The 22,294-nt window shown below is 39.8% G+C and carries 23 protein-coding genes; 12 read left to right on the top strand and 11 right to left on the bottom strand.

Going from position 1 to position 22,294, the window contains the following annotated elements; genetic code table 11:
• Window positions 1-6: 6 nt before the first annotated feature.
• The 3 genes from EGC82_RS09355 to EGC82_RS09345 all read left to right on the top strand — a co-directional run bounded on the left by EGC82_RS09355 (window position 7) and on the right by EGC82_RS09345 (window position 1,408).
• A complete protein-coding gene (locus EGC82_RS09355; RefSeq protein ID WP_124730514.1) occupies window positions 7-363 on the top strand; it encodes a glutaredoxin family protein in 357 nt (118 codons plus the stop codon).
• Between the two features lie 173 nt (window positions 364-536).
• Complete coding sequence (locus EGC82_RS09350; RefSeq protein ID WP_124730513.1) at window positions 537-986, top strand: hypothetical protein; 450 nt, start codon at window positions 537-539, stop codon at window positions 984-986.
• A 215-nt stretch (window positions 987-1,201) separates the two neighbouring features.
• Window positions 1,202-1,408 carry a DUF2986 domain-containing protein gene (locus tag EGC82_RS09345; RefSeq protein WP_124730512.1) on the top strand — a complete coding sequence of 69 codons (207 nt, stop codon included), beginning with the start codon at window positions 1,202-1,204 and terminating at the stop codon, window positions 1,406-1,408.
• A gap of 111 nt (window positions 1,409-1,519) precedes the next feature.
• Here EGC82_RS09345 and EGC82_RS09340 read toward each other — a convergent pair whose 3' ends face one another.
• Together EGC82_RS09340 and EGC82_RS09335 are read right to left on the bottom strand one after the other, a co-directional pair.
• The gene (locus EGC82_RS09340) at window positions 1,520-3,028 is read right to left on the bottom strand and encodes an MATE family efflux transporter (protein ID WP_124730511.1); all 1,509 of its coding nucleotides are present in this window, start codon (window positions 3,026-3,028) and stop codon (window positions 1,520-1,522) included.
• Window positions 3,029-3,091: 63 nt separating this feature from the next.
• On the bottom strand, window positions 3,092-3,922 hold the full coding sequence (locus EGC82_RS09335) for an ion transporter (protein ID WP_124730510.1): 831 nt from the start codon (window positions 3,920-3,922) through the stop codon (window positions 3,092-3,094).
• A 209-nt stretch (window positions 3,923-4,131) separates the two neighbouring features.
• Between EGC82_RS09335 and EGC82_RS09330 the strand changes: the two genes are divergently transcribed.
• Both EGC82_RS09330 and EGC82_RS09325 read left to right on the top strand, forming a co-directional pair.
• On the top strand, window positions 4,132-4,614 hold the full coding sequence (locus tag EGC82_RS09330) for a L,D-transpeptidase family protein (RefSeq protein WP_244212584.1): 483 nt from the start codon (window positions 4,132-4,134) through the stop codon (window positions 4,612-4,614).
• Window positions 4,615-4,665: 51 nt separating this feature from the next.
• Window positions 4,666-5,229 carry a VOC family protein gene (locus tag EGC82_RS09325; protein ID WP_124730508.1) on the top strand — a complete coding sequence of 188 codons (564 nt, stop codon included), beginning with the start codon at window positions 4,666-4,668 and terminating at the stop codon, window positions 5,227-5,229.
• Window positions 5,230-5,645: 416 nt separating this feature from the next.
• Here the strand turns inward: EGC82_RS09325 and EGC82_RS09320 are convergent, their stop codons facing one another.
• The 3 genes from EGC82_RS09320 to EGC82_RS21720 form a co-directional block, all read right to left on the bottom strand.
• On the bottom strand, window positions 5,646-6,116 hold the full coding sequence (locus EGC82_RS09320; protein WP_124730507.1) for a GNAT family N-acetyltransferase: 471 nt from the start codon (window positions 6,114-6,116) through the stop codon (window positions 5,646-5,648).
• Between the two features lie 223 nt (window positions 6,117-6,339).
• Window positions 6,340-6,648, bottom strand: coding sequence for a hypothetical protein (locus EGC82_RS09315; RefSeq protein ID WP_124730506.1), 309 nt, complete (start codon window positions 6,646-6,648; stop codon window positions 6,340-6,342).
• 3 nt (window positions 6,649-6,651) lie between these two features.
• A complete protein-coding gene (locus tag EGC82_RS21720) occupies window positions 6,652-6,786 on the bottom strand; it encodes a hypothetical protein (RefSeq protein ID WP_279630029.1) in 135 nt (44 codons plus the stop codon).
• Between the two features lie 371 nt (window positions 6,787-7,157).
• Between EGC82_RS21720 and EGC82_RS09310 the strand changes: the two genes are divergently transcribed.
• The 4 genes from EGC82_RS09310 to EGC82_RS09295 all read left to right on the top strand — a co-directional run bounded on the left by EGC82_RS09310 (window position 7,158) and on the right by EGC82_RS09295 (window position 12,495).
• Window positions 7,158-8,879, top strand: a complete 1,722-nt coding sequence (locus EGC82_RS09310; RefSeq protein WP_124730505.1) for a sensor domain-containing diguanylate cyclase — start codon at window positions 7,158-7,160, stop codon at window positions 8,877-8,879.
• Between the two features lie 510 nt (window positions 8,880-9,389).
• Window positions 9,390-10,895, top strand: coding sequence for an anaerobic nitric oxide reductase flavorubredoxin (norV, locus tag EGC82_RS09305; protein ID WP_124730504.1), 1,506 nt, complete (start codon window positions 9,390-9,392; stop codon window positions 10,893-10,895).
• Window positions 10,892-12,037, top strand: a complete 1,146-nt coding sequence (gene norW / locus EGC82_RS09300) for an NADH:flavorubredoxin reductase NorW (protein ID WP_124730503.1) — start codon at window positions 10,892-10,894, stop codon at window positions 12,035-12,037. The genes norV and norW overlap by 4 nt, the downstream gene beginning before the upstream one ends.
• Window positions 12,038-12,159: 122 nt before the next feature.
• Window positions 12,160-12,495 (top strand): TehB family protein, encoded by a 336-nt coding sequence (locus EGC82_RS09295; protein WP_124730502.1) that lies wholly within the window; start codon window positions 12,160-12,162, stop codon window positions 12,493-12,495.
• Between the two features lie 212 nt (window positions 12,496-12,707).
• Here EGC82_RS09295 and EGC82_RS09290 read toward each other — a convergent pair whose 3' ends face one another.
• Window positions 12,708-13,919, bottom strand: coding sequence for a YbfB/YjiJ family MFS transporter (locus tag EGC82_RS09290; protein WP_244212564.1), 1,212 nt, complete (start codon window positions 13,917-13,919; stop codon window positions 12,708-12,710).
• Window positions 13,920-14,028: 109 nt separating this feature from the next.
• Here EGC82_RS09290 and EGC82_RS09285 point away from each other — a divergent pair, with 109 nt between their 5' ends.
• Both EGC82_RS09285 and EGC82_RS09280 read left to right on the top strand, forming a co-directional pair.
• The gene (locus EGC82_RS09285; RefSeq protein ID WP_208646941.1) at window positions 14,029-14,367 is read left to right on the top strand and encodes a LysR family transcriptional regulator; all 339 of its coding nucleotides are present in this window, start codon (window positions 14,029-14,031) and stop codon (window positions 14,365-14,367) included.
• Between the two features lie 337 nt (window positions 14,368-14,704).
• The gene (locus EGC82_RS09280; RefSeq protein ID WP_244212563.1) at window positions 14,705-15,139 is read left to right on the top strand and encodes a LysR substrate-binding domain-containing protein; all 435 of its coding nucleotides are present in this window, start codon (window positions 14,705-14,707) and stop codon (window positions 15,137-15,139) included.
• Between the two features lie 79 nt (window positions 15,140-15,218).
• On the opposite strand, the gene EGC82_RS09275 is transcribed toward EGC82_RS09280, so the two are convergent.
• A complete protein-coding gene (locus EGC82_RS09275; protein WP_164839117.1) occupies window positions 15,219-16,019 on the bottom strand; it encodes an endonuclease/exonuclease/phosphatase family protein in 801 nt (266 codons plus the stop codon).
• Between the two features lie 316 nt (window positions 16,020-16,335).
• Between EGC82_RS09275 and cls the strand changes: the two genes are divergently transcribed.
• Window positions 16,336-17,790 (top strand): cardiolipin synthase, encoded by a 1,455-nt coding sequence (gene cls, locus EGC82_RS09270; RefSeq protein WP_124730499.1) that lies wholly within the window; start codon window positions 16,336-16,338, stop codon window positions 17,788-17,790.
• 34 nt (window positions 17,791-17,824) lie between these two features.
• On the opposite strand, the gene EGC82_RS09265 is transcribed toward cls, so the two are convergent.
• The 4 genes from EGC82_RS09265 to EGC82_RS09250 all read right to left on the bottom strand — a co-directional run bounded on the left by EGC82_RS09265 (window position 17,825) and on the right by EGC82_RS09250 (window position 21,618).
• Window positions 17,825-18,490 (bottom strand): DUF3047 domain-containing protein, encoded by a 666-nt coding sequence (locus tag EGC82_RS09265; RefSeq protein WP_124730498.1) that lies wholly within the window; start codon window positions 18,488-18,490, stop codon window positions 17,825-17,827.
• Between the two features lie 414 nt (window positions 18,491-18,904).
• Complete coding sequence (locus tag EGC82_RS09260; protein WP_124730497.1) at window positions 18,905-19,156, bottom strand: GlsB/YeaQ/YmgE family stress response membrane protein; 252 nt, start codon at window positions 19,154-19,156, stop codon at window positions 18,905-18,907.
• A gap of 637 nt (window positions 19,157-19,793) precedes the next feature.
• Window positions 19,794-20,663, bottom strand: a complete 870-nt coding sequence (locus tag EGC82_RS09255; RefSeq protein WP_124730496.1) for a M23 family metallopeptidase — start codon at window positions 20,661-20,663, stop codon at window positions 19,794-19,796.
• A gap of 82 nt (window positions 20,664-20,745) precedes the next feature.
• On the bottom strand, window positions 20,746-21,618 hold the full coding sequence (locus EGC82_RS09250) for a 6-carboxytetrahydropterin synthase (protein WP_124730495.1): 873 nt from the start codon (window positions 21,616-21,618) through the stop codon (window positions 20,746-20,748).
• Window positions 21,619-22,294 lie beyond the last annotated feature (676 nt).

Here is a 22,294-nt window from a genome sequence, read left to right as displayed (position 1 = left end):
TTATCTATGTTTATCGTTCGCTGGATTTTAGGTCGAATTATTTTGTTGTTAAATTTTGTGTTTGCACCTAAAAAGCGCCAACGTCTGCAAGAGCAACAAGCTATTGTCGATCAACAAACTCAATCACTGGCATTGTACCAATACGCAGCCTGCCCTTTTTGTGTCAAGGTGCGTCGGGACATGCGTCGTCAAAACTTAACTATTAACTTGGTTGATGCTAAACAAGAAGAACACAAAAACGTGTTAACCAGCCAAGGCGGCAAGCTACAAGTGCCTTGTTTACGTATTGAGCAAGACGGCAACACCCAATGGTTATATGAGTCAAAAGCCATTACTAGCTACCTTAACGAGCGTTTCGCGTAAAGTATATTGGTGTTGTTTAATCACAAAAGCCAGCACGCTTTATCACAATACCGTGACGAGCAAGCTGCTGTAGATATATGTTCACTTATGCCATTTTGTATCAAAAAAGGGTATTGATGATATTCAGCAGCTTTATTCAAATATTATTTAACAGAAAACTGATGAGGTTATGAGTGTCAAAAATCAGCTTAATCATCTGCAGTATCATACTTCTTAGCGCTTGTAGCGCAAGCGAACCTGACCCAATGGAATTTGTTGGCCAATTTCGCGATGCATTTAGCACGCAAATTAAAGGTAATGGGATTAAGCTATTTGTCTATAAAGCCAAATTAGCTACCGCACTTGACCGCAGTATTCCTGGTGATGCCCCGCAAGACAGAATAATGCGTCGCAGTAAACAAGATATCCAAAGCTATCAAATTGAACAACGTAACGCTGAAAACCGCCTAGAACTATGGCATCAACAAATCGATCTAGGTCTTAAAAAGACCATCGAAATGAACGGTTATTGTAAAGCGGGCTTTATCGAATTAAGTCGTTATGTTGAAACTGAGCGCGGTGAGATTCGCGGTGAATGTAACGATGGTGCCACTGCTGAAGATATCAAAAAATTCGGCGTTTAATGGTTAAGCTTGTGATGTTTTATCTGACTGAAAGCACTAATACAGCCACAAGCAGATAAAATACTATATCCAGCTAAGCAATTAAGCTAAAATTAGCATCCAAATTTTCTCGTGATGGTGCCGTAGGCTCTAAGACCAGTATCATCACGCTTTGATAAGCCATTTATTATCTAAAATGATATGAATAGTTTATCGTTTACAAAGTAAGAAATCAGATGAATAGAAAGCAAGAGATGATCAAAAAACTGGCCAAACGAGCCAAAGCTCGCCAGAATAAAGTAGTGCCGTCTAACCCTAGTAATAAGCCTGTTGAGCGTTATATCTCTAAAGCTGAACGCGAAAAAATTGCATTACAAGAAGCAGCGCAAACGACTGAATCAGAAAGCAGTACTGAAACAAGTTCTGAAACAAATAAAGACTAACGCTACGTTAAGGTGTTAGTGACAAAAAGCCTCTATTCTTTGGTTAAGGCCAAATAATAGAGGCTTTTTATTACCTGCGTGATGCAGCGTTAGCCTTTAACACCCATCACATCAGCGGGTTTTATCAGGGCTGGTTTTGTCGATGCCATCATGTTGAGCAACTTGCTTACACAAGGGGTCTTCATCCAACTGAGCCATCTGAGTACGTCCAGGCATTGGTGAAGGTGCTGCAACCATATCAATGTTAATCGCATCGTCTTCTAACAACTGTTGATTGGCCCCTGCAGATAATAAATCTTGGCGACTGATTTTATCCACTAATCGATACGCACAGAAAATGCCAATCACACCAAAAATAATCGCCCCAATCACCTGGCCAATAAGCACCCCAAACACACCGCCCCACTGCGCACCAAAGTATACAAATGGTATCGTGCCGATAGTGGCTTTACCGACGTTAAAAAAGGTTGAATATTTAGCTTTGCCTAGATTATTAAACGAGGCATTAGCAATAAATAAAATCCCCGAAAAAATAAAGAACACCGCAATATACTGGCAGAAAAACAAAATGAGTTCTGCCGCATCGCCTTTCATGTCAAAGCTACTCACTATCACATTGCGTAATAAATATAATCCGAGTGACATCACTAATACATAAGCAACACAAAATTGAATCGCGTTGGTCAAACTCAATCTAACTCGCTCGATTTCATTGGCACCAAAATTTTGTCCCACAATCGGCCCAACAGCACCAGAGAGTGCAAAAATCATCCCAAAAGTTACTGGGATCAAACGGCCTAACACCGCCCAACCTGCCACATAGCTATCGCCAAAATCTGCAATGGCGCGAGTTACGACCGCATTACCAATCGGTGTTGCCACATTGGTGAGCATTGCAGGGGCGGCAATAGCAAATATGACCCCGAGATCCTGCTTAAACTCCTCAAACGAGAACCGGCCTAGCATTTTATGTTTTACCACTACTCCGCGAGCAGAGATAATAAACACGGCGATACGGGCAAGTACTGACGCGGCAGCGGCACCTTCTATACCCATTGATAAGAAGAAAATGAAGATAGGATCGAGTACGGCATTAACACCGCCACCGGCTAAGGTCGACATCATGGACAGTTTAGCATCGCCCACAGCACGTAAGGCACCGCCCAGTGCCATGGCTAAACAGATAAACGGTAATGACGGTACCAAAATATACAAATAGCTTTCGGCTAATTCAGCTGTACGGCCCGTTGCACCAACTAAAGCTAATAGTTGTGGAATAAACGCGATGACGACAGCGGCCACCAGCACACTGGTGATTAGCGTGACAATGGCACTGTTTAAAAATAAGCGTTTAGCTAACTTAATATTCTTAGCACCCACCGCTTTTGACACTAATGCACCAAGTGCAATAGACAGGCCGATACCAATGGAGGTTGTGAAAAATGAAATAGTGCTGGCATAACCTGCCGCTGCGGCAAGTTCAACTTCGCCAAGCAAGCTTAAAAAGAAAATATCCAATAAATCGACAACAAATAACGCCGAAATACCGACCGCAGCGGTCGAGCTCATCACTAAGATGTGGCGTAAAATGGGTCCTTCGACAAATTTAGCGGTGGTCATTGGTATCCTTGAAATAAAATCACCAAGCGCAACACAGTCACTTGGCGATGAATAAAGGCAATACTAGAGTTTTTCTAACTCACTGCCACAATGATTGCAATAATCGGCATCGTTATCGTGGCCTTTTTTGCCACAGTTACTGCATTTACGTAAATCACGAGTTCTGACCATTTCATGTGAAATTTCAGCAGTTAAAATACCGGTTGGAATCGCAATAATTGAATAACCTATTAACATGGTTAGCGCGGCAATACCTTGGCCTAATGCGGTTTGCGGTGTAATGTCACCATAACCCACGGTAGTAATCGTCACGACGGTCCAATACATGGACTTAGGGATAGACGTAAAACCATTATTAGGCCCTTCAACCACATACATAATTACACTGAGTACCATAATGATCAGGCTAACTGAAAAGAAAAACATAAACACTTTTCGGCTCGACTGCATCATGGCTTTTAGTAAAATATTACCATCACTTAAATAGCGCAGTAACTTTAACACTCTGAATACACGAAATAATCGTAATACTCTTAGCGCCAAAGCCAAGTTAGCACCCGGAAATATTAGGCCCAAATAACTGGGTAATATAGACACTAAGTCAACTAAACCGAAAAAGCTGCGGGCATAGTGTAACCGATTCAACGAACAATATAATCTTAATATGTACTCAACGGTAAAGATTACCGTAAAGCTCCATTCAGCGATACGAATATAGTCACCATACAGCATATTAATTCGTTCTATGGTATCGATAAAAATCAATATCACACTCAGTAAAATACAGATCATAAGCGCTATATCGAAGCGTTTGCCTGCTGGCGTTTCGGTACCAAATATCACGCTTCTTAGTTTTTGTTTAAGCGGGCTGTCGGCTTTTTCATCGGTATTCATTTCAGGATTCGCTGTATTAGGTAATATCTAACAAAACTTGCAAAAAACTTGCAAATAAACTCGGTTAACTAATATCAATTAACCCTTGATGTCGTTAAAATCTAACATTGACCGTCAAGATTTAACATTCAGAATTGGTCATTTTACAATAAAAAATCAAAAGGTCATTGGTTTACGGAGATTTCATGCGCACGCTGTCTATATTATTCATGGTTATATTTTGTTGCCCACTGTTGGCAAATGCATCATCAGCTCAATCATTGAAAGACAAAGTAGATTTAGTTGTCGTTAATAAATCTGAATCGCGTTTATCGGTTATGCGTGATGGAAAAGTGATTAAAAGTTACCTTATCGCTATGGGCGATGTGCCCAATGGCCATAAACTGAGAGAAGGCGATCAACGAACTCCACAAGGTCGTTACACCTTAGACTATAAAAAATCAGATAGTGCATTCTATAAATCGATTCATATTTCATACCCTAATGAAGAAGACAAATTACGTGCTGACGCATTAGGGATAAGGGCCGGAGGGATGATCATGATCCACGGTGAAAACCCTCGTTCGCCACTGCCGCCAAAAGAAGCACAAAAATATAATTGGACTAATGGTTGCATTGCCGTCACCAACCAAGAGATGGATGAGCTTTGGCAAATGATTGATGCTGGCACGCCAATTGAAATATGGCCATAGTCTAGATCAACCTTAACCATACCATTTTTGCTTTGTTTCTTGGGTTATTAAATGAATTATCAACACTTACAAACGACGTGGCCAAACTTTAGCCAACGCATTACTGCGTTTATTTATCAGCTTGGTTTGGATAGTTTATCTCTGCATTGTGATCACGCGGCTTTGCGAGTTAACAGCAACAATACAGCGCAGTTATTAGCAGATGAATTTAGCCAGCACGGTGAGATTATCTCTAAGAACATGATTAATGGTAGGCCGATTTTAATCATTAAATTAGCCGAACCATTAGTTATTGGTACAATGCACATTCAATGTGTCGAACTGCCCTTCCCATCTGACAAAAACTATCCCGTTGAAGGTTGGGAGCATATCGAACTGGTGTTTCCATCGAAGGCAAAAACCTGTGATGCATTCGTGGTTGAGCTTATAGACAAAGCGCCACATTTGGCTAATGTGTTAGCAGGTAATAGTGACATTAAGGTAAAGCAGAGTTCACCTAAAGGTGATAACGAACGCTTAGCGAATCCAACCATCGCGTTTAAAGCTAATGGCATTTGTATTAAAGTGCATCCGCACGATATACAAACTATTATTGCCAGTGAACAAGTAAACTAATCACTGCACTTGCACTCGTCACTCCTTATCTAAAAACATCAATACTAATTGAGTAAAAACCAAACCTAGGGATGGCAATGCCATGACTGAGTTTGGTTTTTTAGATCGAAGAAATAGAAAGATGCCCGTCTTTTAAAACCTATTTGAGTGTCTGTTTTTATGCTTGATTAATGATGCTAGCGCTAAGTAATGCAACACAGGTAAAGCCGTGTATGCCAGTAACAATGAATCAAATACAAAAATCCACTTTACCAGAGTCTCCTTCTCTTTTCCTGTGCACAAACTATGACTAAAAAACGCGACACATTCACCTTCTGGAGTCATCAATATTATGATGGCGATAGCAAAAATCATAGACAAAAGTAATACTCGTTTGAGCATTTCATACATGATCGCTTTACTAGGCTTTACCTTGATCACAAATTAATTGACTCAATTAATCTTGTCATAAACAAACTATTAGGATCAGGCTGATAGTCTGAGAACGGCCCACAATAATTAAACCCATGTCGTAAGTACAAACGCCTAGCAGGGTCAAAAAAGACCATTGAACCGGTTTCTAAACTCAACTGGCGATAACCACGAGACTGAGCCATATCAAACAAGTGTGATAACAATGCACAGGCAACACCTTGATTTCTGGCCGCTGAAGCCGTTCGCATTGACTTAATTTCACCATGTGTTGCAGTTAACTCTTTTAACGCGACACAGCCCAACACAACTCCAGCTTGTTTAGCACACAAAAAGGTAATGGTAGGATGTTTTAACGCCTCAATATCCAACGTATGAACACTTTCTGGCGGCGAAGTCGCATACATGTCAACCAAATGCGCTTGCAGTAACTCAATCACGCCATATCCCTGTAAATTATCAACCATAATGTCCATGTGCAAACGCTCCGTAAATCGGCAATAGTTGCAGTTGTAAATTTGAACACCAGCAAGGTGTAAATAGATTGGCGAAGCGCTATCAAATCAGCTGCTTTTGCATTTATCATATTAAGTCATAAAGCAATAGGTGTTTAGCGATACTTTCTTGTGATAAGTGCTTAATAAAAACATATTAGTAATACACATTATAGAAATACACATTGTAACAATGAGGCCTATTTTACCGCTTATCAAATGCACTTTTATCCAGTAGTTTGACGATTAAATCGATACGTTTATGGGCTAGATCATCATTACGATTAACAATTGTTACGACAAATAACAGTAACAAGAGCCAGACAAAATTTTGTTCTACCAATAAATCAAATTCTGCAATATATGAAATAGTAGCAATAGTCACCAAACACATCACCCACTGTATAAGCCAACGGTATGGTTTAGGTCTACATTGAGCTAAATCAGCACGTAACAGATTAATTTTTTCTATTTCATATGATTCAATAATATTATCGGTTTGAGATATATTCAATTTTTACACTTCCATTGCAAAAAATCGCTGTATTAATATACGAACTTGGTTAATTAAAGGGGTATGAGTTGAAGCACTGTAGCTGGTTTCTGATACAGGGTCGTTTCTATCAAAAAAACCATTATACAGTACTGCCATTTAACGCTCATGTCATCGTTTGGGTAAGTAAAATACTCCCATGTCGAAGAGCTTTCAATTGACTATCTGATCGAAAACTAATGGATTGATGCATATTAACAGCTGCCTGATTAGTTAGAGCGATCGTCACTCATTATTCTAGCCCTTAAAGTAAACAATTTTATCTACATATTGAAGCCTAGATAACGAAAGTAGCTTTGCCATCAATGCCCAAGCCTGACAAATAATAAACACGCTCCCAGTCGTTAAGTCTTGATAAAAATGTTGAGATACTTGGTAATTCAATGCTTCCACCGTTGTTAGACAAAAGGTGTACTAGCGGCTAATCTAATATGAAATGATCTTTTCGAGTATTTGCTATTCGTTTTTTATTGTTGTTCTTATTATTTTATAGCCTTTGCGCTACTAGCAAACCTATTGAATTATCAACAGTTCCTGATGAGTTCTTCATTAATGAACACGTAAACATTCTACAAGACCGTAGTGCGGACTTGTCGTTCCAGAATGCTTTTAAACAATATAAACAAGGTAAATTTACCAAAAATGTTGATGAAAAAGTAAGCTTTGGATTTACTAATGATGTTCTTTGGGTATCTGTGTTGATAAATAACTCGTTTGATACGGAGATAAAAAAAGTTTTTTATCTGGATTCTGCATGGTTAGACCATGCTGACTTTTATTTTATACGCCAAGACAAGGTAGCAGATAAAGCCTTTGTCGGAGATACTCTACCATTCAATACCAGAGAAAATAAGACACGTATGTTGTCGCAACAATATACGTTTAAACCCGGCATCACTCAGGTGTTTATACGCTTTGAATCGCAAGACCCTCTGCTTATTCCATTGTATTTATCTACCGAGAAAGCAATACAAAGTAACCTGAATCTCTCAAGTTATTTTTATGGCTTTATATATGGCGCATTTTTTATTTTATTAGTTTATAACATCGCGCTTTCTATCAGCTTAAAAGACAGTAGTTATATATTTTACTCTTTGTATTTATTGTTATTTTTGAGTTTAAACATTGCTTACACGGGCCATGGTTTTAAATATATTTGGCCAAACAGTTTATTTTTACAACAATGGTTAATGATACTTTTTTTGTATTGCTACATCATTTTTGGCATTGCCTTTTGCTTTGAGTTCCTTAAATTAAAAGTGTTTTTACCCAACATATATCGGCTAAGGATATGGATATATGCAGGATTAGTGTTGTTAATGGTCAGCCTTTTTATTAATGCTGACCAATTACTCACCGTTAACGTAGGTGTCGTACTGACGTCGTTATTAGTGGTTATTTTTATCTCTTTAGGGTTGTTAGCATTAAAAAAGGGCCACAATACCGTTAAATTTTTTATTCCTGCAGTGTTTCTCGGAGCCGGCGGAGCAGCGACCTCTGCGGCAACAACTTGGGGCATTATTCCTTATAACACTCTGCTATTTCACAGTATTGAGATAGGTATGCTAATTGAAATGTCTATTTTAGCCTTAGCATTGGCATTTAATTTAAAAGAAGTGGATAAAGCACGTATTAATGCAGAAGTGACCGCCCAGTTAGATCACTTAACTGAGTTATATAATCGCCGCGCCTTTACCATTGCCGTTAATCCCCTATGGGATTTAGGCATTAGAAATCAGCAAACCTTTTCAATGATCCTGTTAGATATCGATTGGTTTAAAAAAATAAACGATGATTATGGTCATGCTGCGGGAGATACGGTCCTTAAGAGTATTGCTTACACGTTAAAACAACACATTAGAAAAAGTGATATTTTAGCGCGCTGGGGAGGTGAAGAATTTATCATTTTCTTACCTAACACTAATAAACTTGTTGCCATTAATCTCGCTAATATCATCCGCAATAATATACAAAAAATGACGATTTTAGACAATGGCGGTTCGCTGTCAATAACCGCAAGTTTTGGCGTGGCAGATTATAATGACCAGATAAACGAATTGGAGGACCTAATCAAACTTGCCGATATTGCTTTGTATAAAGCCAAAAATAGCGGCCGTAATATTGTTTGTGACATTCAACAAGATCGCACATTAAAGGAACAACAAGACCTCGATAATGTCACCGTAATATAGAAGGTTAAATGTAATGCTATATGGCACTGTAAGATTTTAAGCAAACTGTCTACTCATCAGCGACTAGTCAGGAAACGTTCAAACAAAGCCAAAATCCATTCTGAAATTATCAATAATTGATTAATAACTATATCAAACTCATACAGACCGTTTGTAGGCCTACATTATTAGGCACTCACCCGCACCATAATAATTGGTCACGTAAGCTATTAATGCTAATTTAAACTTGATTCACTCGCAACAAGCAAATGAAGATCACCAGCGACTTGGCTAACGATAAATAGTCATCAGTAATCTTAGCATAAAGTCTAACCAGTCACGGTCATTATGACACCATGATGTATATATGACACCGCCAGGAGTTGTCCTAATGACACCACTTATATTCGGTAATGGATATTATCATTATCAATCAAAGACTTAAATAGTTGGCATGCCACCTGCAATAACGAAGTTAACTTTTGAAATATCCTTATCAACTTTAACGTTAAATTTATTACAGGTGTATATATGACAATTCACATTAAAAACAATATCGACTGGGTTGGCCAACGTGATTGGGAAATATTAGACTTTCATGGCACTGAATATAAAACCACTAAAGGCACGAGTTACAATAGTTACCTTATCCGTGAACAAAAAAATGTCTTAATCGATACTGTTGACCATCGTTTCAGCTTACAGTTTATTCAAAACCTTGAGATGGAGATTGATCTGGATAAGATTGATTATATTGTGATTAATCATGCTGAAGAAGATCACTCTGGTGCTCTGGCAGCTTTGATGGCTAAAATTCCTAACACGCCGATTTACTGTACCGAAAATGCTATCGACTCAATTACTGGCTTACACCATCATCCAGAATGGAATTTCAATATTGTCAAAACGGGCGATACTTTAGATATCGGTAACGGCAAGCAATTAGTGTTTATAGAAACCCCTATGCTCCATTGGCCTGACAGTATGATGACCTATTTAACCGAAGATGCAGTCTTATTCAGTAACGATGCATTCGGACAGCATTACTGCGATGAGCACCTGTTTAATGATGAAGTTGATCAAATTGAATTAATGGATCAATGCTTACGTTATTACTCCAATATTTTAACTCCGTTTAGCTCACTAGTTACCGCTAAAATTAACGAGGTGCTGAGTTTTAACCTGCGGGTAGATATTATTGCGACTTCTCATGGTGTGGTGTGGCGCGATAATCCGGCTCAAATTATTCATCAATACTTAGCATGGGCAGACAATTATCAGGAAGACAGAATCACTATTTTCTATGATTCTATGTCTAATAATACTCGCATGATGGCCGATGCGATTGCTCAAGGCATCCATGATGTTGATCCTGTCGTATCGGTAAAGGTATTTAACGTGGCCCGCCATGATAAAAATGACATTTTAGCCAATGTGTTTCGCTCTAAAGGTATTTTGGTGGGATCGTCCACCATGAATAATGTGATGATGCCGAAAGTTGCCGGAATGCTAGAAGAAATTACCGGCTTGCGTTTTAAAGATAAAAAAGCCGGTGCCTTTGGTAGCTACGGTTGGAACGGTGGCGCGGTTGACCGTATTCACACCCGTCTTACCGATGCCGGATTTGACACTATTGTGGGTTTAAAAGCCAAATGGCGACCTGATGGTAAAGCTATGCGAGAATGCCGCGAGCACGGTCGTCAGATTGCTAAAAACTGGGCATGGCATGACCTGAGTAATGTTAAATCCATATCTCCGGCCTCTCTAGCCAAGAGTCGTCAAGCCGATATCACGGCTAAACCAATGGCAAAACCTCAGCAAGTAAAACCAGCATGCAGTTCAGCTTCGACAATGGACGATGCACAAAACATGTTATGCACTGTATGTAATTGGGTTTATGAGCCCGTATTGGGCGAACCCAACCAGGATGTTGAACCTGGCACTCCCTGGAGCGAAGTACCCGACTTTTTCCTTTGCCCAGATTGCGGACTAGGTAAAGACGTGTTTATTCCTATTGCGGCAAGGAAAGTATCATGAGTGCACCTATCATCATTATTGGCAGTGGCTTTGGCTCATACCAGTTAATAAAAACCATTAGACGTACGGATAAACATATTCCAATAACTGTTTTTACCCTTGATGAGGGCCACGATTATAATAAGCCTGATTTGAGCCATGTATTTAGTAATCAACAAAGCAGTGCTGATTTAATCCGTGTCAGTGCACAAGAGTTTGCCAGCGAAAATAATATTACCCTACATGCTTTTACCCAAGTTGATTGTATTGATAGCGAACAACAAGCAGTGTTTGTGAAAGGTGTCGCCTACCCTTATGCAAAACTGGTAATGGCAACGGGCGCAAAAACCTTTGTTCCACCTATGCTTGGTAATGCAACAGACAAGGTGATCACTTTAAACAGTTTACGCGAGTTTGATAACGCACAGCTACAACTACAAAATGCGCAGCGGGTATTAGTGATTGGCGCCGGTATTATTGGTACTGAAATAGCAATGGATCTTAACCGTAGTGGCAAAAGCGTGGTGGTAGTTGACCCAAGCAACGGCTTAATGGCCAATATGCTGCCCGATTTAGTCGCCAGTGTGCTACAAAAGAAGATGGTTGAAACGGGGGTTGAGTTTGAATTTGGCCGCACGATTAGCTCTTTACACCAAACAGACTCAGGTATTTGTGCCACGCTCAGTTCGGGCACAACACATACGATTGATTGCGTTATTTCAGCTGCGGGCTTAAAGGCTAATGTTGGCTTAGCACGCAAGTCAGGTTTTAAAATTAATAACGGCTTGGTGGTTAATCTACAGCTGCAAACCTCAGTTAACCATGTTTATGCTTTAGGAGATTGCGCCGAGATAAATGGCAAGGTAATGTCGTATTTACAGCCGATTATGTTAAGTGCCAACGCATTAGCCAAAACCTTATTAGGCCAACCGACAGAGTTGAAATTACCTGCGATGTTAGTCAAGGTTAAAACGCCTCAAATGCCTATCCAATTAGGCGGCAATACCGTCACCGATGTTGCCTCTTGGCAGGTAGATATTGATGCGCTTGGCTGCTCAGTAAAGGCGTATAACGAACATAAAGAGATTATTGGCTTTGTGGTAACCGAAGGACACATGAAAAACACCTTCCCACTGTTAAGAGCCTTACCCGCTAGCCTGTAGTATTTAGTATTTAGTATTTAGTATTTAGTATTTAGTATTTAGTATTTAGTATTTAGTATTTAGTATTATCCGAGCAGGTTATCGCAAGCAAACCAACTCATTTATCCATTTAGGAGAACATTATGTCTCATCAACGTATTCCAGCAAACTGGACCATTCAACGTTCTACACCATTTTTCACGACTAAAAATGTGCCTGACGCCTTACTTACACACCATAATACTGCTGAAGGAGTATTCGGTCAGCTATGTGTGATGGAAGGTGTGGTGACTTATTATGGTTTTGCCAACAGTGAGGCCACTGAACCAGAAGTGACCGTGGTGATTAACGCCGGCCAGTTTGCCACTAGCCCGCCAGAATACTGGCACCGTATTGAGTTAAGCCCAGATGCACAGTTCAATCTTAATTTTTGGTCTGAAAAAGACAAAACCGGCCAAGCGATGTTTAATAAAAAATAGTCAGTTTACCTTTTGATAAAAGCGTTTATCATTCAAAAACGAATTACAGATGTAGATCTAGCAAAATGAATGTGATAGCGGTAAGTACATAGTAAAAGATATAGAGTAAAATCTATTGGAATATTATGTTCTTACCTAGCTAATTTGAGTAAAAATACCCACACCCAAAACTTAAAAATAACGCCATACTTGTTAATAATGTCTCATCATGATTAACCGATCAAGATCTTGGCTTTTGTATTAATGTTTTTGTTTTCCATCGATTTCCTTTCAATATTTAATAAACCATACAAAAACAGCGTGCCAATCATCACTACCGCAGTAGAGACATACAGCCCAACATCATAACTCCCCAACGCTTGGGTAAGATATCCGGTAGATACCGGTGCCATAATTTGTGCCGCACCATAAGCTAAGGTCATGGTGCCCATAAATTTACCCGGATTACTGGGATAAAACTTACCCGCCATAGTCAGTACCATGCTGACACAAGCAATAAAAGTACCACCAAACAACAACGCGCTGAATATAACAACAGGCAAGCTAGCATTTATTACCGGAAGTATAATCCCTATGCCCTGCAGGATATAGGCGACGATTAATGCTTTGAGATAACCTGTATTTCGCGCGATACGATCCCATATTAGCGCCGCTGGGGTAGCCGCGACACCAACCAATAAAAAAGCCAATCCTCCTCGACCCTGTAAGCTTTTAACTCTCTCTACAATATCAACAATAAAAGTAGAACTAACAGCATAGCCATAACCATAACCAGCACAAAAGTAGGCCAACATCATTAGCAATGTAAAGGTTTTGGTTGGTGGATTGTCTTTAGCGGTATTAATGCTTTTACCATCGACAAAGGGATGTGGCATCCACAACCAAGCAGGAATAGCAAATACCGCCGCCATAGCGGCTAATGCTAGCCATTGTTGTTGCCAGTCGGCTGATATCGTCAGCATCGCTTCAACTAATAACGACGTCACAATAATACTCAAGCCTGCACCAGAAAAATGAATGCCTAATTCCGCCCGATGATGATTATTTACCAGCCATTTTAATATCAAGCCTGAAGCAATAATAAAGCCACCAGATGCACAGATCCCAGCCAAAAAGCGCAATACCGCCCAAGTAACCATATCATTGGTCATCACCATTGCCGCTGAAGTAACCACACTTAATATAAGATAAAGCCGGTGCAAGTTGTATTTATAGTTCATGTTGTGCAAGCTTGCAGCAAGTAAAACCCCACACATGTAGCCCATAAAATTAGTGCTCGCAAGCCAACCGCCACCTAACTTCGTTAGGCCTGCACCATCCTGCATTATCGGTAACAGCAAACTATAGGAAAATCGAGCCACCCCAACAGTCACGATTAAACTGCAGACGCCAGCAACATAAACACGGACTCTGGTCAATTCCATTAGCATATTTATTACTCAGCATCTAAAAATTATTAACAAACAATACGCCAAGCTGCTAGTCTTAAAAATTGAATTATGCAGAATAAAAGCTTTCGATTAAGAGAACTATATGGAAATATTGATACTTAAGACCTTTAAAGCCGTAGTAGATGAAAATGGCATTAAAGGTGCTGCAGATAAATTGCATACGGTTCAGTCCAACATCACTAACCGCATTAAAAAACTCGAAACAGAGTTAGACACCAAACTATTCATTCTCATTGGCCGGAAACTTCAGTTAACACCCAGCGGCCAACAGTTATGCGAATATGCCGATAACATTTTGCAGTTAGAATATCAGGCGACATCAGCCATTTTACGTAATAAAGGCAGTTATGACTTAAGGTTGGTATGCCAGAAACATTTGCTGCCGTTCATATGCCACTGGCACTCAAACAACTTAAGTTAAATCACGCTGAAATTCGCACCAAAATTTATACTAACACTAGGGCCTGTTGATCTTTGCTGGTTGAATTTTGTTCGAGTTAAAAACGTTTTAATCGAGGCGAATGGATTGATGCCTAGTCATCTAAGCAAAATGCATTCAACAAAGAGTAAAACGTTTTTAGCCGAACCCTTCGGGCAGCGTTTGTTGGCCATTTTTACTGTGTTATCGACTTTTTATGTAGAATAACTACACCTCAAAGTCTCTGCCGCGCAGTTGTAGATGTGAGTAATGGCCAACAATTCGCTGCAAAAATAACCTTGAAAGATCAACAGGCCCTAGCGAAAGGTTAGTATTTTCAGTGCTCAACAATAGGGTTGACTGCGCAGCAATTGGTAATGCGCCTAAACATGAAAATTTAGTGGTTATCCCCATTGTGAAAGAAGAATTAATCATGGTGACTCCACTAGACAGTGAGCATGAACCAGTATTGTTTGTCCGTGATGAAGGTTGCGGCTATCGTAAACATGCCTTGCTTTGGCAACAACAGGCTGGCCGAGGTTGTGATGAACTCATGGTAATGAGTAGTGCTGATGGTGTGTTAGGTTGTATTGCGGCAGGACTAGGGTACACCATTATTGGTAAAAATATGGTCGCAGGTAGCCGCTATGAAAAGTCCCTGGTGATGACGCCAGTCAGCCATGGGCCAAAACATGTTCAACTATCAATAGTCTATCGCAAAGGTAGCCCATTAGAGCCCGGTATATTAACGCTTGCAAAACTGTTAACCAAATAGCGATAGCGCAGTGCTAAACCAATCATCTAAGGCATACTCTCATCACCATATTAAATTATATTTGTTAACGACTTAAACATTAACTGTCGCCTACTTTAAATTGTGCTAATAAAGGATGATGATCTGATGTTTCGGTGGTAATAACCCGAGCCGATTGTAAAGTCAGCCCGCGGTAATAAATATGATCAATGGGGTAACCCATCACAGTAGAGCGGGTGTCATCGTCTGGTGTAACCGCTTTGAGTCCTAGTACCATCGTTATTTGGCTTAACATAGACAATCTGGCTTGGCGCCAGGTATTTAAATCACCACCAAAAATAATCGGTCCTTTATGCGCTCTCAATGCTGGGAGCAGTTGCTGTAACTGCTCAGCGTAGCTGTCTAGAGCATACTCAAAGTTAATACTGTGCAAATTGGCCACCAGCAGGGTCTCACCATTAGACAACGGAAAATAACTTAATAGACTCGACTTGGGAAACTGTATAATGGGTTCAGACGTTAAATAGCCACAACTTTGACTGGCTGAAACCTCTGATAGATTCATCACCCCCAGCGGAGTATCGCCTTGACGAAAAGCTTGTACCATTGCTAATTTATGTTGGCTTTGTTGACGCCATTGCTGAAACTCATCTGATAACTTCACTTCTTGGAGTAACAGTAATTGATTCTGATCCGCTAGTTGGCTTAACAGTGTTTGCCAACCACTATTTTGTTGCTTATAAATATTCCAACTCGCAACGGCTAGTTGACCATCAATATCTAAGGTCGTTTTAGGTATGGCAGTAACGCATTGTGCAGTAAACAACGCTTGCTCGTTATTAATCACTTGAGGCTCAGTAGCAAAGTGCACAAACATTGGCACAACTACAACTGTCGCCATAACTGATATCACGATAACAAGACTGCACCATCGAACCAGACATTTATGCTTTGGTTGTAATATGGTGTTTTGTGCTGGCTTTGAGCGAAAAATAGCGATTAGAAAATACCTCGACAAATTTGAGCATAATATTTCAACGTTATGCTGGAGCTTAGTGTGAATTAGTAGGTGAATGCTAGTCATCCTTAAGTATTTATCATAAATTAAACTGTTTAATATGCCCTACAACACAGATGAATGACGATAAATCAAATATTTTGAAAAGCTGATATGATAACTAGATGTTTTTCCTACATGATTGGTCCATTAGCTAGCTATGGTTGAGTTTTATAAAATATTAACGTTAATCAGCGTGTTAGCCTATTGGCTTATCATTGCCGGGATCACTGCTCGCATTGTCTATAAACGACGATCCGTTGGGGTATCGTTAGCTTGGATGATGCTTATCTATGTTGTCCCTGTTTTAGGCGTTGTGCTTTACTTGCTGGTGGGTGAGATGAACCTAGGCAAGAAGCGTGCAGCCAGAGCCAAAGAAATGTATGCCCCATATCAAAAATGGTTTAGTCGACTTTTTACGACCCAGCAATATCGTCCACAAAATTTAAATGATTACACCAGTAGCATAAGCCAGTTGTGCGAAAACCGTCTCGGTATTCCCACGCTATCAAACAATCAACTCATTCTAAAATCATCACCAGAAACCATTTTAACCACCTTACTCCAGGATATTCAACAAGCACAAATCTCAATTAATTTAGAGTTTTATATTTGGCATCCAGGTGGATTAGCAGATCAAGTTGCCCAAGCACTGATTGAAGCCGCTCAGCGTGATGTGGCAGTAAAAATACTATTAGATGCCGCAGGAAGCCGGACATTCTTTAATAGTCAATGGCCAAAACGAATGCGAGATGGCGGAGTCATTATTGTCTCCGCACTCTCAGTGTCTCCTATACGGATGTTCTTTCGCCGCCTCGATCTTCGCCTTCACCGCAAAATAGTGATCATAGACAACCAAATCGGTTATACAGGTTCGATGAACCTAGTAGACCCTAAGTATTTTAACCAAAATGCAGGCATAGGTGAGTGGGTAGATGTCATGGTTAGGATCACGGGCTCTAATGTGCCAGTGCTTAATTGTATTTTCGCGTGGGATTGGGAAACCGAAACGGACCAAAGAATATTACCCGAGCCGCCAAATTGTCAACCCGATGGACATAAAGCATCCGACATGGTGCAAGTCATTCCCTCTGGACCTGGTATGCCAGAAGACATGATCCAGCAGGTTTTATTGCTGAGTATTTATCAAGCCAAACAGAGCATTACTATCACAAGCCCTTATTTTGTACCCAGTGAAAACTTGCTCTTTGCCTTGACTGCTGCGTCTTTGCGCGGTGTGGAGGTTAATTTAATCATACCCGATAAAAACGACTCATTGATGGTGGAATGGGCAAGCCGATCATTCTTTGGCGAGTTACTTAATGCGGGGGTAAATATCCATCGTTTTTGTGGCGGTTTTTTACATACAAAATCAGTGGTCATTGATTTGCACCATTGTTTAATCGGTACTGTTAACCTTGATATGCGCAGTTTGTGGCTTAACTTTGAAGTCACTCTTTCTGTGGAAAATTTAGCATTTACTCAATCTCTCAGTCAAGTTCAGCATCAATATATGGCCAACTCGATAAAAATGGATGCTCGAGAGTGGCGTAAAAGACCCTTGTTCAAACGCGTAGTTGAACAGTTTTTTTACTTTTTCAGCCCGCTGCTTTAATGACAAAAAAGGCTAGGTATCTTACGAAAAGGGATTATTTTTCACTAAAGATTATGTCACCATAATAAGATTCAGCTTGTTTTCCACTATTATCGGTGTCGGTCATGATCGCTATAATATCTATGTATTGATAGGCTTTACGGTTGGCTTTATCACTGCCTTGATCACCAAAAGTGTCAATCAAGTCTTGGTAAACATTGCGTTTTTCTTCATACCACAGACCCGTTTGAGATTCTTTTCCTCTAACAGACATCATTTTGACACTTGAACCCGCAAAAGCATTATTCCACACCAAACCTTTATCTTGATTACTGGACCAAACATAATTTAATGATTTTGTATTCCACACCATAAAACCACCATCAATAACCACATAAATTCGAGCTGCAAAGTCATCGCCAGTTTTGCTTCGTTCGTTTAACTGCAGCAGCGGCTTTTCAACGAGCCAACTCCAGTTAATATAGGGCGTTGCAGAGAGATCAATTTGCTGCTCTAACATCAAACCAGATGCGGTTTTATGGCTGAGAGCTTTGAGTGCTAAGCGCCCTTTATAGTCGCCAGTAGTATAAATCGATTCACCAGAGAATTGCTTAGATTGCCATTTATCAATACCTTGGTGACTCATTGAAGTCAGATTGGTCGCTGCATTTACGTTTAAAAATACGTTTACGCTAAAAAGTAAAATAATCCATCGAACCATGTTGTCCTCCTATCTCGACACTAGATTAAACGGTGTCAAATACTGCAAAAATAGAGAATACCGATATCTTGGGTTAGGTGATAAATGCTTAATAGTGCCATTTTGTAGGGTTACCAAACATATCCGTTTGGGGTTAACGTTGACTGCCAGGGTTACGTTAACCTGTATGGCTTTAACGCTTAGTTTCATTTAGTCGATGTACGGCTAAAATTGCGGCTTAGTGAAGAATAAGACAGAGATCGCAACCGTCGCTTTTATAAGTAATTGTATAGTGATACTCACAACACGCAATTTTACTGTTAATCTAAATAATACATAATTAGTTTTTGTGGATTGATCTAAATTTGACTGCCCAAGCAGCCAAATAAATTAAGTTCACCAATGGAGTGTTGAAAGCTCATAGATATTAGCTTGTTATGCCTTTTTAATAAGGCCAACAACGAATAACAAGATGACAGCGCCAGCCGTTGCGGTAACAATTGACCCTAGTAACCCTCCCATAAAAATGCCCAGTAAACTAAATACGAAGCCCCCAATCACTGCACCAACAATACCGACGACGATATTACCGAGCAAACCAAAACCCACCCCTTTCATTAGCGTTCCGGCCAACCAGCCAGCTAAGGCGCCAATTGCTAACGTAATCAATAAACCTGTTATATCCATAATTCACCTCTGTTATTAAAGCATGTTGATTAGAAATGGTTTGCTTAATGTTCATACAACTAAAAAACCGACTGTTTTTAATATTTTTTAACATCACTTGTGATCACTATATAACGCTATGACTAAGTAACACCATTACTTTAATAAAGACTAATCTGTTCATCGTTAAATAATCTGTTTTACCTATCACTTTGCTATGTGTGACCACCACTTAATCATAGCAAACTCCCTTGGTGCACAAGAATGTCAAAATTGAGTCACTTTGTGCTCAGTCTTAATTCAAGCGAAGGTTAACGTATAGTAAGACAGGTATTATTAAGGTATTAGGTCAAGGCAAGCATATGAATGTGCATTTTTTGCTCACCATGAATAATTTAAATACTGAATCACTTTCAATCATTAATGAAATGATGGCGTACTGAACAAATTAAGTTTTAAAAACGCACAAAACCTATACAAAAAACGTTCGCGATCTCGCGCTGGGTATTAGCTTTATTTAAGTTATTTAAGTTATTTAAGTTATTTAAGTTATTTAAGTCAAGAGTCGTTCGTTAAAGTGGGAAATACACCTACGATGATTAAAATATAACACTCAAAAAAGGGTTCCGGCTCATAACATGACCGGAACCCTAAAAATCTATTTAGCCGCTTTTTGTGCTGCCAACACTCTGGCCATTGGCGGTACAATAGACACAGGGTCTAAGCGCATTTGGAACCAGTTTACACGCCAATCTAAATGCGGCCCAGTAACCCGTCCAGTGGCACCAATTTCTGCCACTTTATCGCCCTGCACTACTTTATCACCCACGGTTAAGTACAGTTTACTCAAGTGTAAAAATGTTGAGCTAACCCCATAGCCGTGATCAATAATGACAGTGCCACCGGAATAAAACATATCGGGTTCGGCTAGGGTAATAACACCATCAGCAGGTGCAACCACTACCGTACCCGTTGGACGAGCAACATCTACACCAAAGTGTGGATTACCAGGTACATCATTGTAAATACGCTGACTACCATAAACACCTGAAATTCTGCCGGTTACTGGCCAGATAAAATTTTGCATAAATGCTTGTTGCTCGCTAAATAAGTCTCTGGCTACGCGAGTTTGGATGGCGTCCTTTGCTGCCCTTGCTTGAGCGACAGGATCGGGTTTCATAATTTTTTGACTAATTCCGGTAACACGATCAATATTATATGTTTTTGCAGCTATTTTTAGCGGTTTAATTTCAGTTAATCCGTCTGGATAAGTGACTTTAAAAATTTGTTCCAGTTTTGCATCTCTATCAAACCCAATCGCAAACTGACCATTTGGGGTCACTTTCACCGCTTGGCCATTTAATAAAATTTTACTGCCCGCAGGTACTGAGCCGCGCACTAATGCACCTTGTTCAAACAGACCTTGAAATGTCACTGCAGCTGCTGCGTAAGTACTTAATCCGCATAAACTGCTCACCAGTATTGCTGCGGTTGAAATCGATTTTAAAAACATATTTTTTAATAACATAATCGAAACACATTCCTTATTAATAGCGACAAAAAAACCTAAAAAAAGGGCCACCTTCAGGCAGCCCATTAATAATACTTGATTAACCTCTTACTGCAATGGCCCCTTTACCAATACCTTCATAGGCGATAACTTTAAAGTGGCTTTTAGGCTCTTTACTGGCCAATGTTTTGGCCATGTATTCCGCTAATAGCTCTACGGTCGTGTCATGGGGAATTAAGTCGCAACAATGTTTAGGCATCGCTAATTGAAAATCACCTTGGGGGGCAACATAATGAAAACCAAAATGAGTTTCATCAGTGATTATAGTTTGCTTAGATAGCTCAAGTGTTTTAACTGACACCAAGTCTTCTTCGGTGCCAAGATAAATATCATGCCAACGTTCTGCCCAATAGTGATCCCATTTGGGTTCTGCAATACCATTTTCAAATATTGTTACTGGGCTACGGTGCCCATGGGCAATACGTTGACAATTACCATCATGTTTACGCAATCCGTGACTGTAATGATAAAACGGGGTATCGAGCACTTCGCTGCGTAATGTTAAACTGATGCCTTGAACATTTTCAGGTAACACTTCACGTAAAGCTTTTTTCAAAAAGTCATTAACACTTTCATAGTCAATCACTTCTGTTGGTATAAGTGCGAATGCTTGTGACGGACAAGCTAAATGTATGTCACCTTTTTGGCTGCTAAAGTCCATCCATACTCGGTCGCCCTTTTGCTGCCAGCGCACTTCGCTACACGCTGTTGGGATTAACAAGCGATGATCGGCAACAGCGTCGATGGTGTTTTTGATAGTGCGTTTTACTTTGGCAAAGTCGAGCACCATATTTTGCTCATCTAAGCCGCCATCTAATAGCACATCAACAATCCAGCTTTCACCAACCATACCGCGAAGTGGGCATAGATAAGAAAAATCAATAACAGTTAAATCTTTTACAAACAGTTGCATTAATGCTCCTAGGCAGAAAAACAGTCCACCTCAGTATAAATGTATTCCAAAAGGCGCATGCCAGTGGAAGGTATATCTTACGTGTTCGGTATTTGGTCGGCTATGAACTCTTGGTCTAATAGCCGTCTAATACTCATTGATGAATCCCTATAAGCTCATAACGACAATGTCATCAGATCCAGTACAAGACTTACACCACATTAATACCTTAAATGATATTAATGACATTCTAAACAAAAGCCACGCTATGAGCGAGAAAACATGGTCGATTAAAGTAATAAATCAATAAAGTCATTGCAACAGAATAAAATCAAGAAGCTATATTTGGCTTGAAAGCAGTCATCTTGAGAATTGATGCATTTATACAACTCATTTAGGCGTAGGCAGGCAACTATCATACGATAAGTTATCTTGAGGACTTAGGGGGTAATATAATGAGTTTAAGCTATTGTGGATCTTGATCACCGCCAATAAATACCGCGACCATGGTAATGGTTAAAAACACCTGACAACACAATAGTAAAAACAATATCAATGATGGCATACACTATTCCTTGTTAATCCATAGCGCTTTATTTTGTATCATGATAATAACAATCAAATACGCAAATACGGTGCAGATTTAAAGGAGTTTTGCTTCGCTTAATTAGAGGGTGTGATTAAGCAGAATCTGATG

Origin of the sequence: Shewanella livingstonensis, from assembly GCF_003855395.1 — a bacterium.
GTDB lineage: Bacteria > Pseudomonadota > Gammaproteobacteria > Enterobacterales > Shewanellaceae > Shewanella > Shewanella livingstonensis.
The sequence above is the reverse complement of the archived record's forward strand: the minus strand, read 5'-3'. Positions and strand labels throughout refer to the sequence as shown.

Coding starts and splice junctions, on each gene's coding strand:
- EGC82_RS09355 (WP_124730514.1), top strand. CDS start 7: ATGTTTATCGTTCGCTGGATTTTAGGTCGAATTATTTTGTTGTTAAAT.
- EGC82_RS09345 (WP_124730512.1), top strand. CDS start 1,202: ATGAATAGAAAGCAAGAGATGATCAAAAAACTGGCCAAACGAGCCAAA.
- EGC82_RS09340 (WP_124730511.1), bottom strand. CDS start 3,028: ATGACCACCGCTAAATTTGTCGAAGGACCCATTTTACGCCACATCTTA.
- EGC82_RS09335 (WP_124730510.1), bottom strand. CDS start 3,922: ATGAATACCGATGAAAAAGCCGACAGCCCGCTTAAACAAAAACTAAGA.
- EGC82_RS09330 (WP_244212584.1), top strand. CDS start 4,132: ATGGTTATATTTTGTTGCCCACTGTTGGCAAATGCATCATCAGCTCAA.
- EGC82_RS09325 (WP_124730508.1), top strand. CDS start 4,666: ATGAATTATCAACACTTACAAACGACGTGGCCAAACTTTAGCCAACGC.
- EGC82_RS09320 (WP_124730507.1), bottom strand. CDS start 6,116: ATGGACATTATGGTTGATAATTTACAGGGATATGGCGTGATTGAGTTA.
- EGC82_RS21720 (WP_279630029.1), bottom strand. CDS start 6,786: ATGGCAGTACTGTATAATGGTTTTTTTGATAGAAACGACCCTGTATCA.
- norV (WP_124730504.1), top strand. CDS start 9,390: ATGACAATTCACATTAAAAACAATATCGACTGGGTTGGCCAACGTGAT.
- norW (WP_124730503.1), top strand. CDS start 10,892: ATGAGTGCACCTATCATCATTATTGGCAGTGGCTTTGGCTCATACCAG.
- EGC82_RS09295 (WP_124730502.1), top strand. CDS start 12,160: ATGTCTCATCAACGTATTCCAGCAAACTGGACCATTCAACGTTCTACA.
- EGC82_RS09290 (WP_244212564.1), bottom strand. CDS start 13,919: ATGGAATTGACCAGAGTCCGTGTTTATGTTGCTGGCGTCTGCAGTTTA.
- EGC82_RS09285 (WP_208646941.1), top strand. CDS start 14,029: ATGGAAATATTGATACTTAAGACCTTTAAAGCCGTAGTAGATGAAAAT.
- EGC82_RS09275 (WP_164839117.1), bottom strand. CDS start 16,019: ATGGCGACAGTTGTAGTTGTGCCAATGTTTGTGCACTTTGCTACTGAG.
- cls (WP_124730499.1), top strand. CDS start 16,336: ATGGTTGAGTTTTATAAAATATTAACGTTAATCAGCGTGTTAGCCTAT.
- EGC82_RS09265 (WP_124730498.1), bottom strand. CDS start 18,490: ATGGTTCGATGGATTATTTTACTTTTTAGCGTAAACGTATTTTTAAAC.
- EGC82_RS09260 (WP_124730497.1), bottom strand. CDS start 19,156: ATGGATATAACAGGTTTATTGATTACGTTAGCAATTGGCGCCTTAGCT.
- EGC82_RS09255 (WP_124730496.1), bottom strand. CDS start 20,663: ATGTTATTAAAAAATATGTTTTTAAAATCGATTTCAACCGCAGCAATA.
- EGC82_RS09250 (WP_124730495.1), bottom strand. CDS start 21,618: ATGCAACTGTTTGTAAAAGATTTAACTGTTATTGATTTTTCTTATCTA.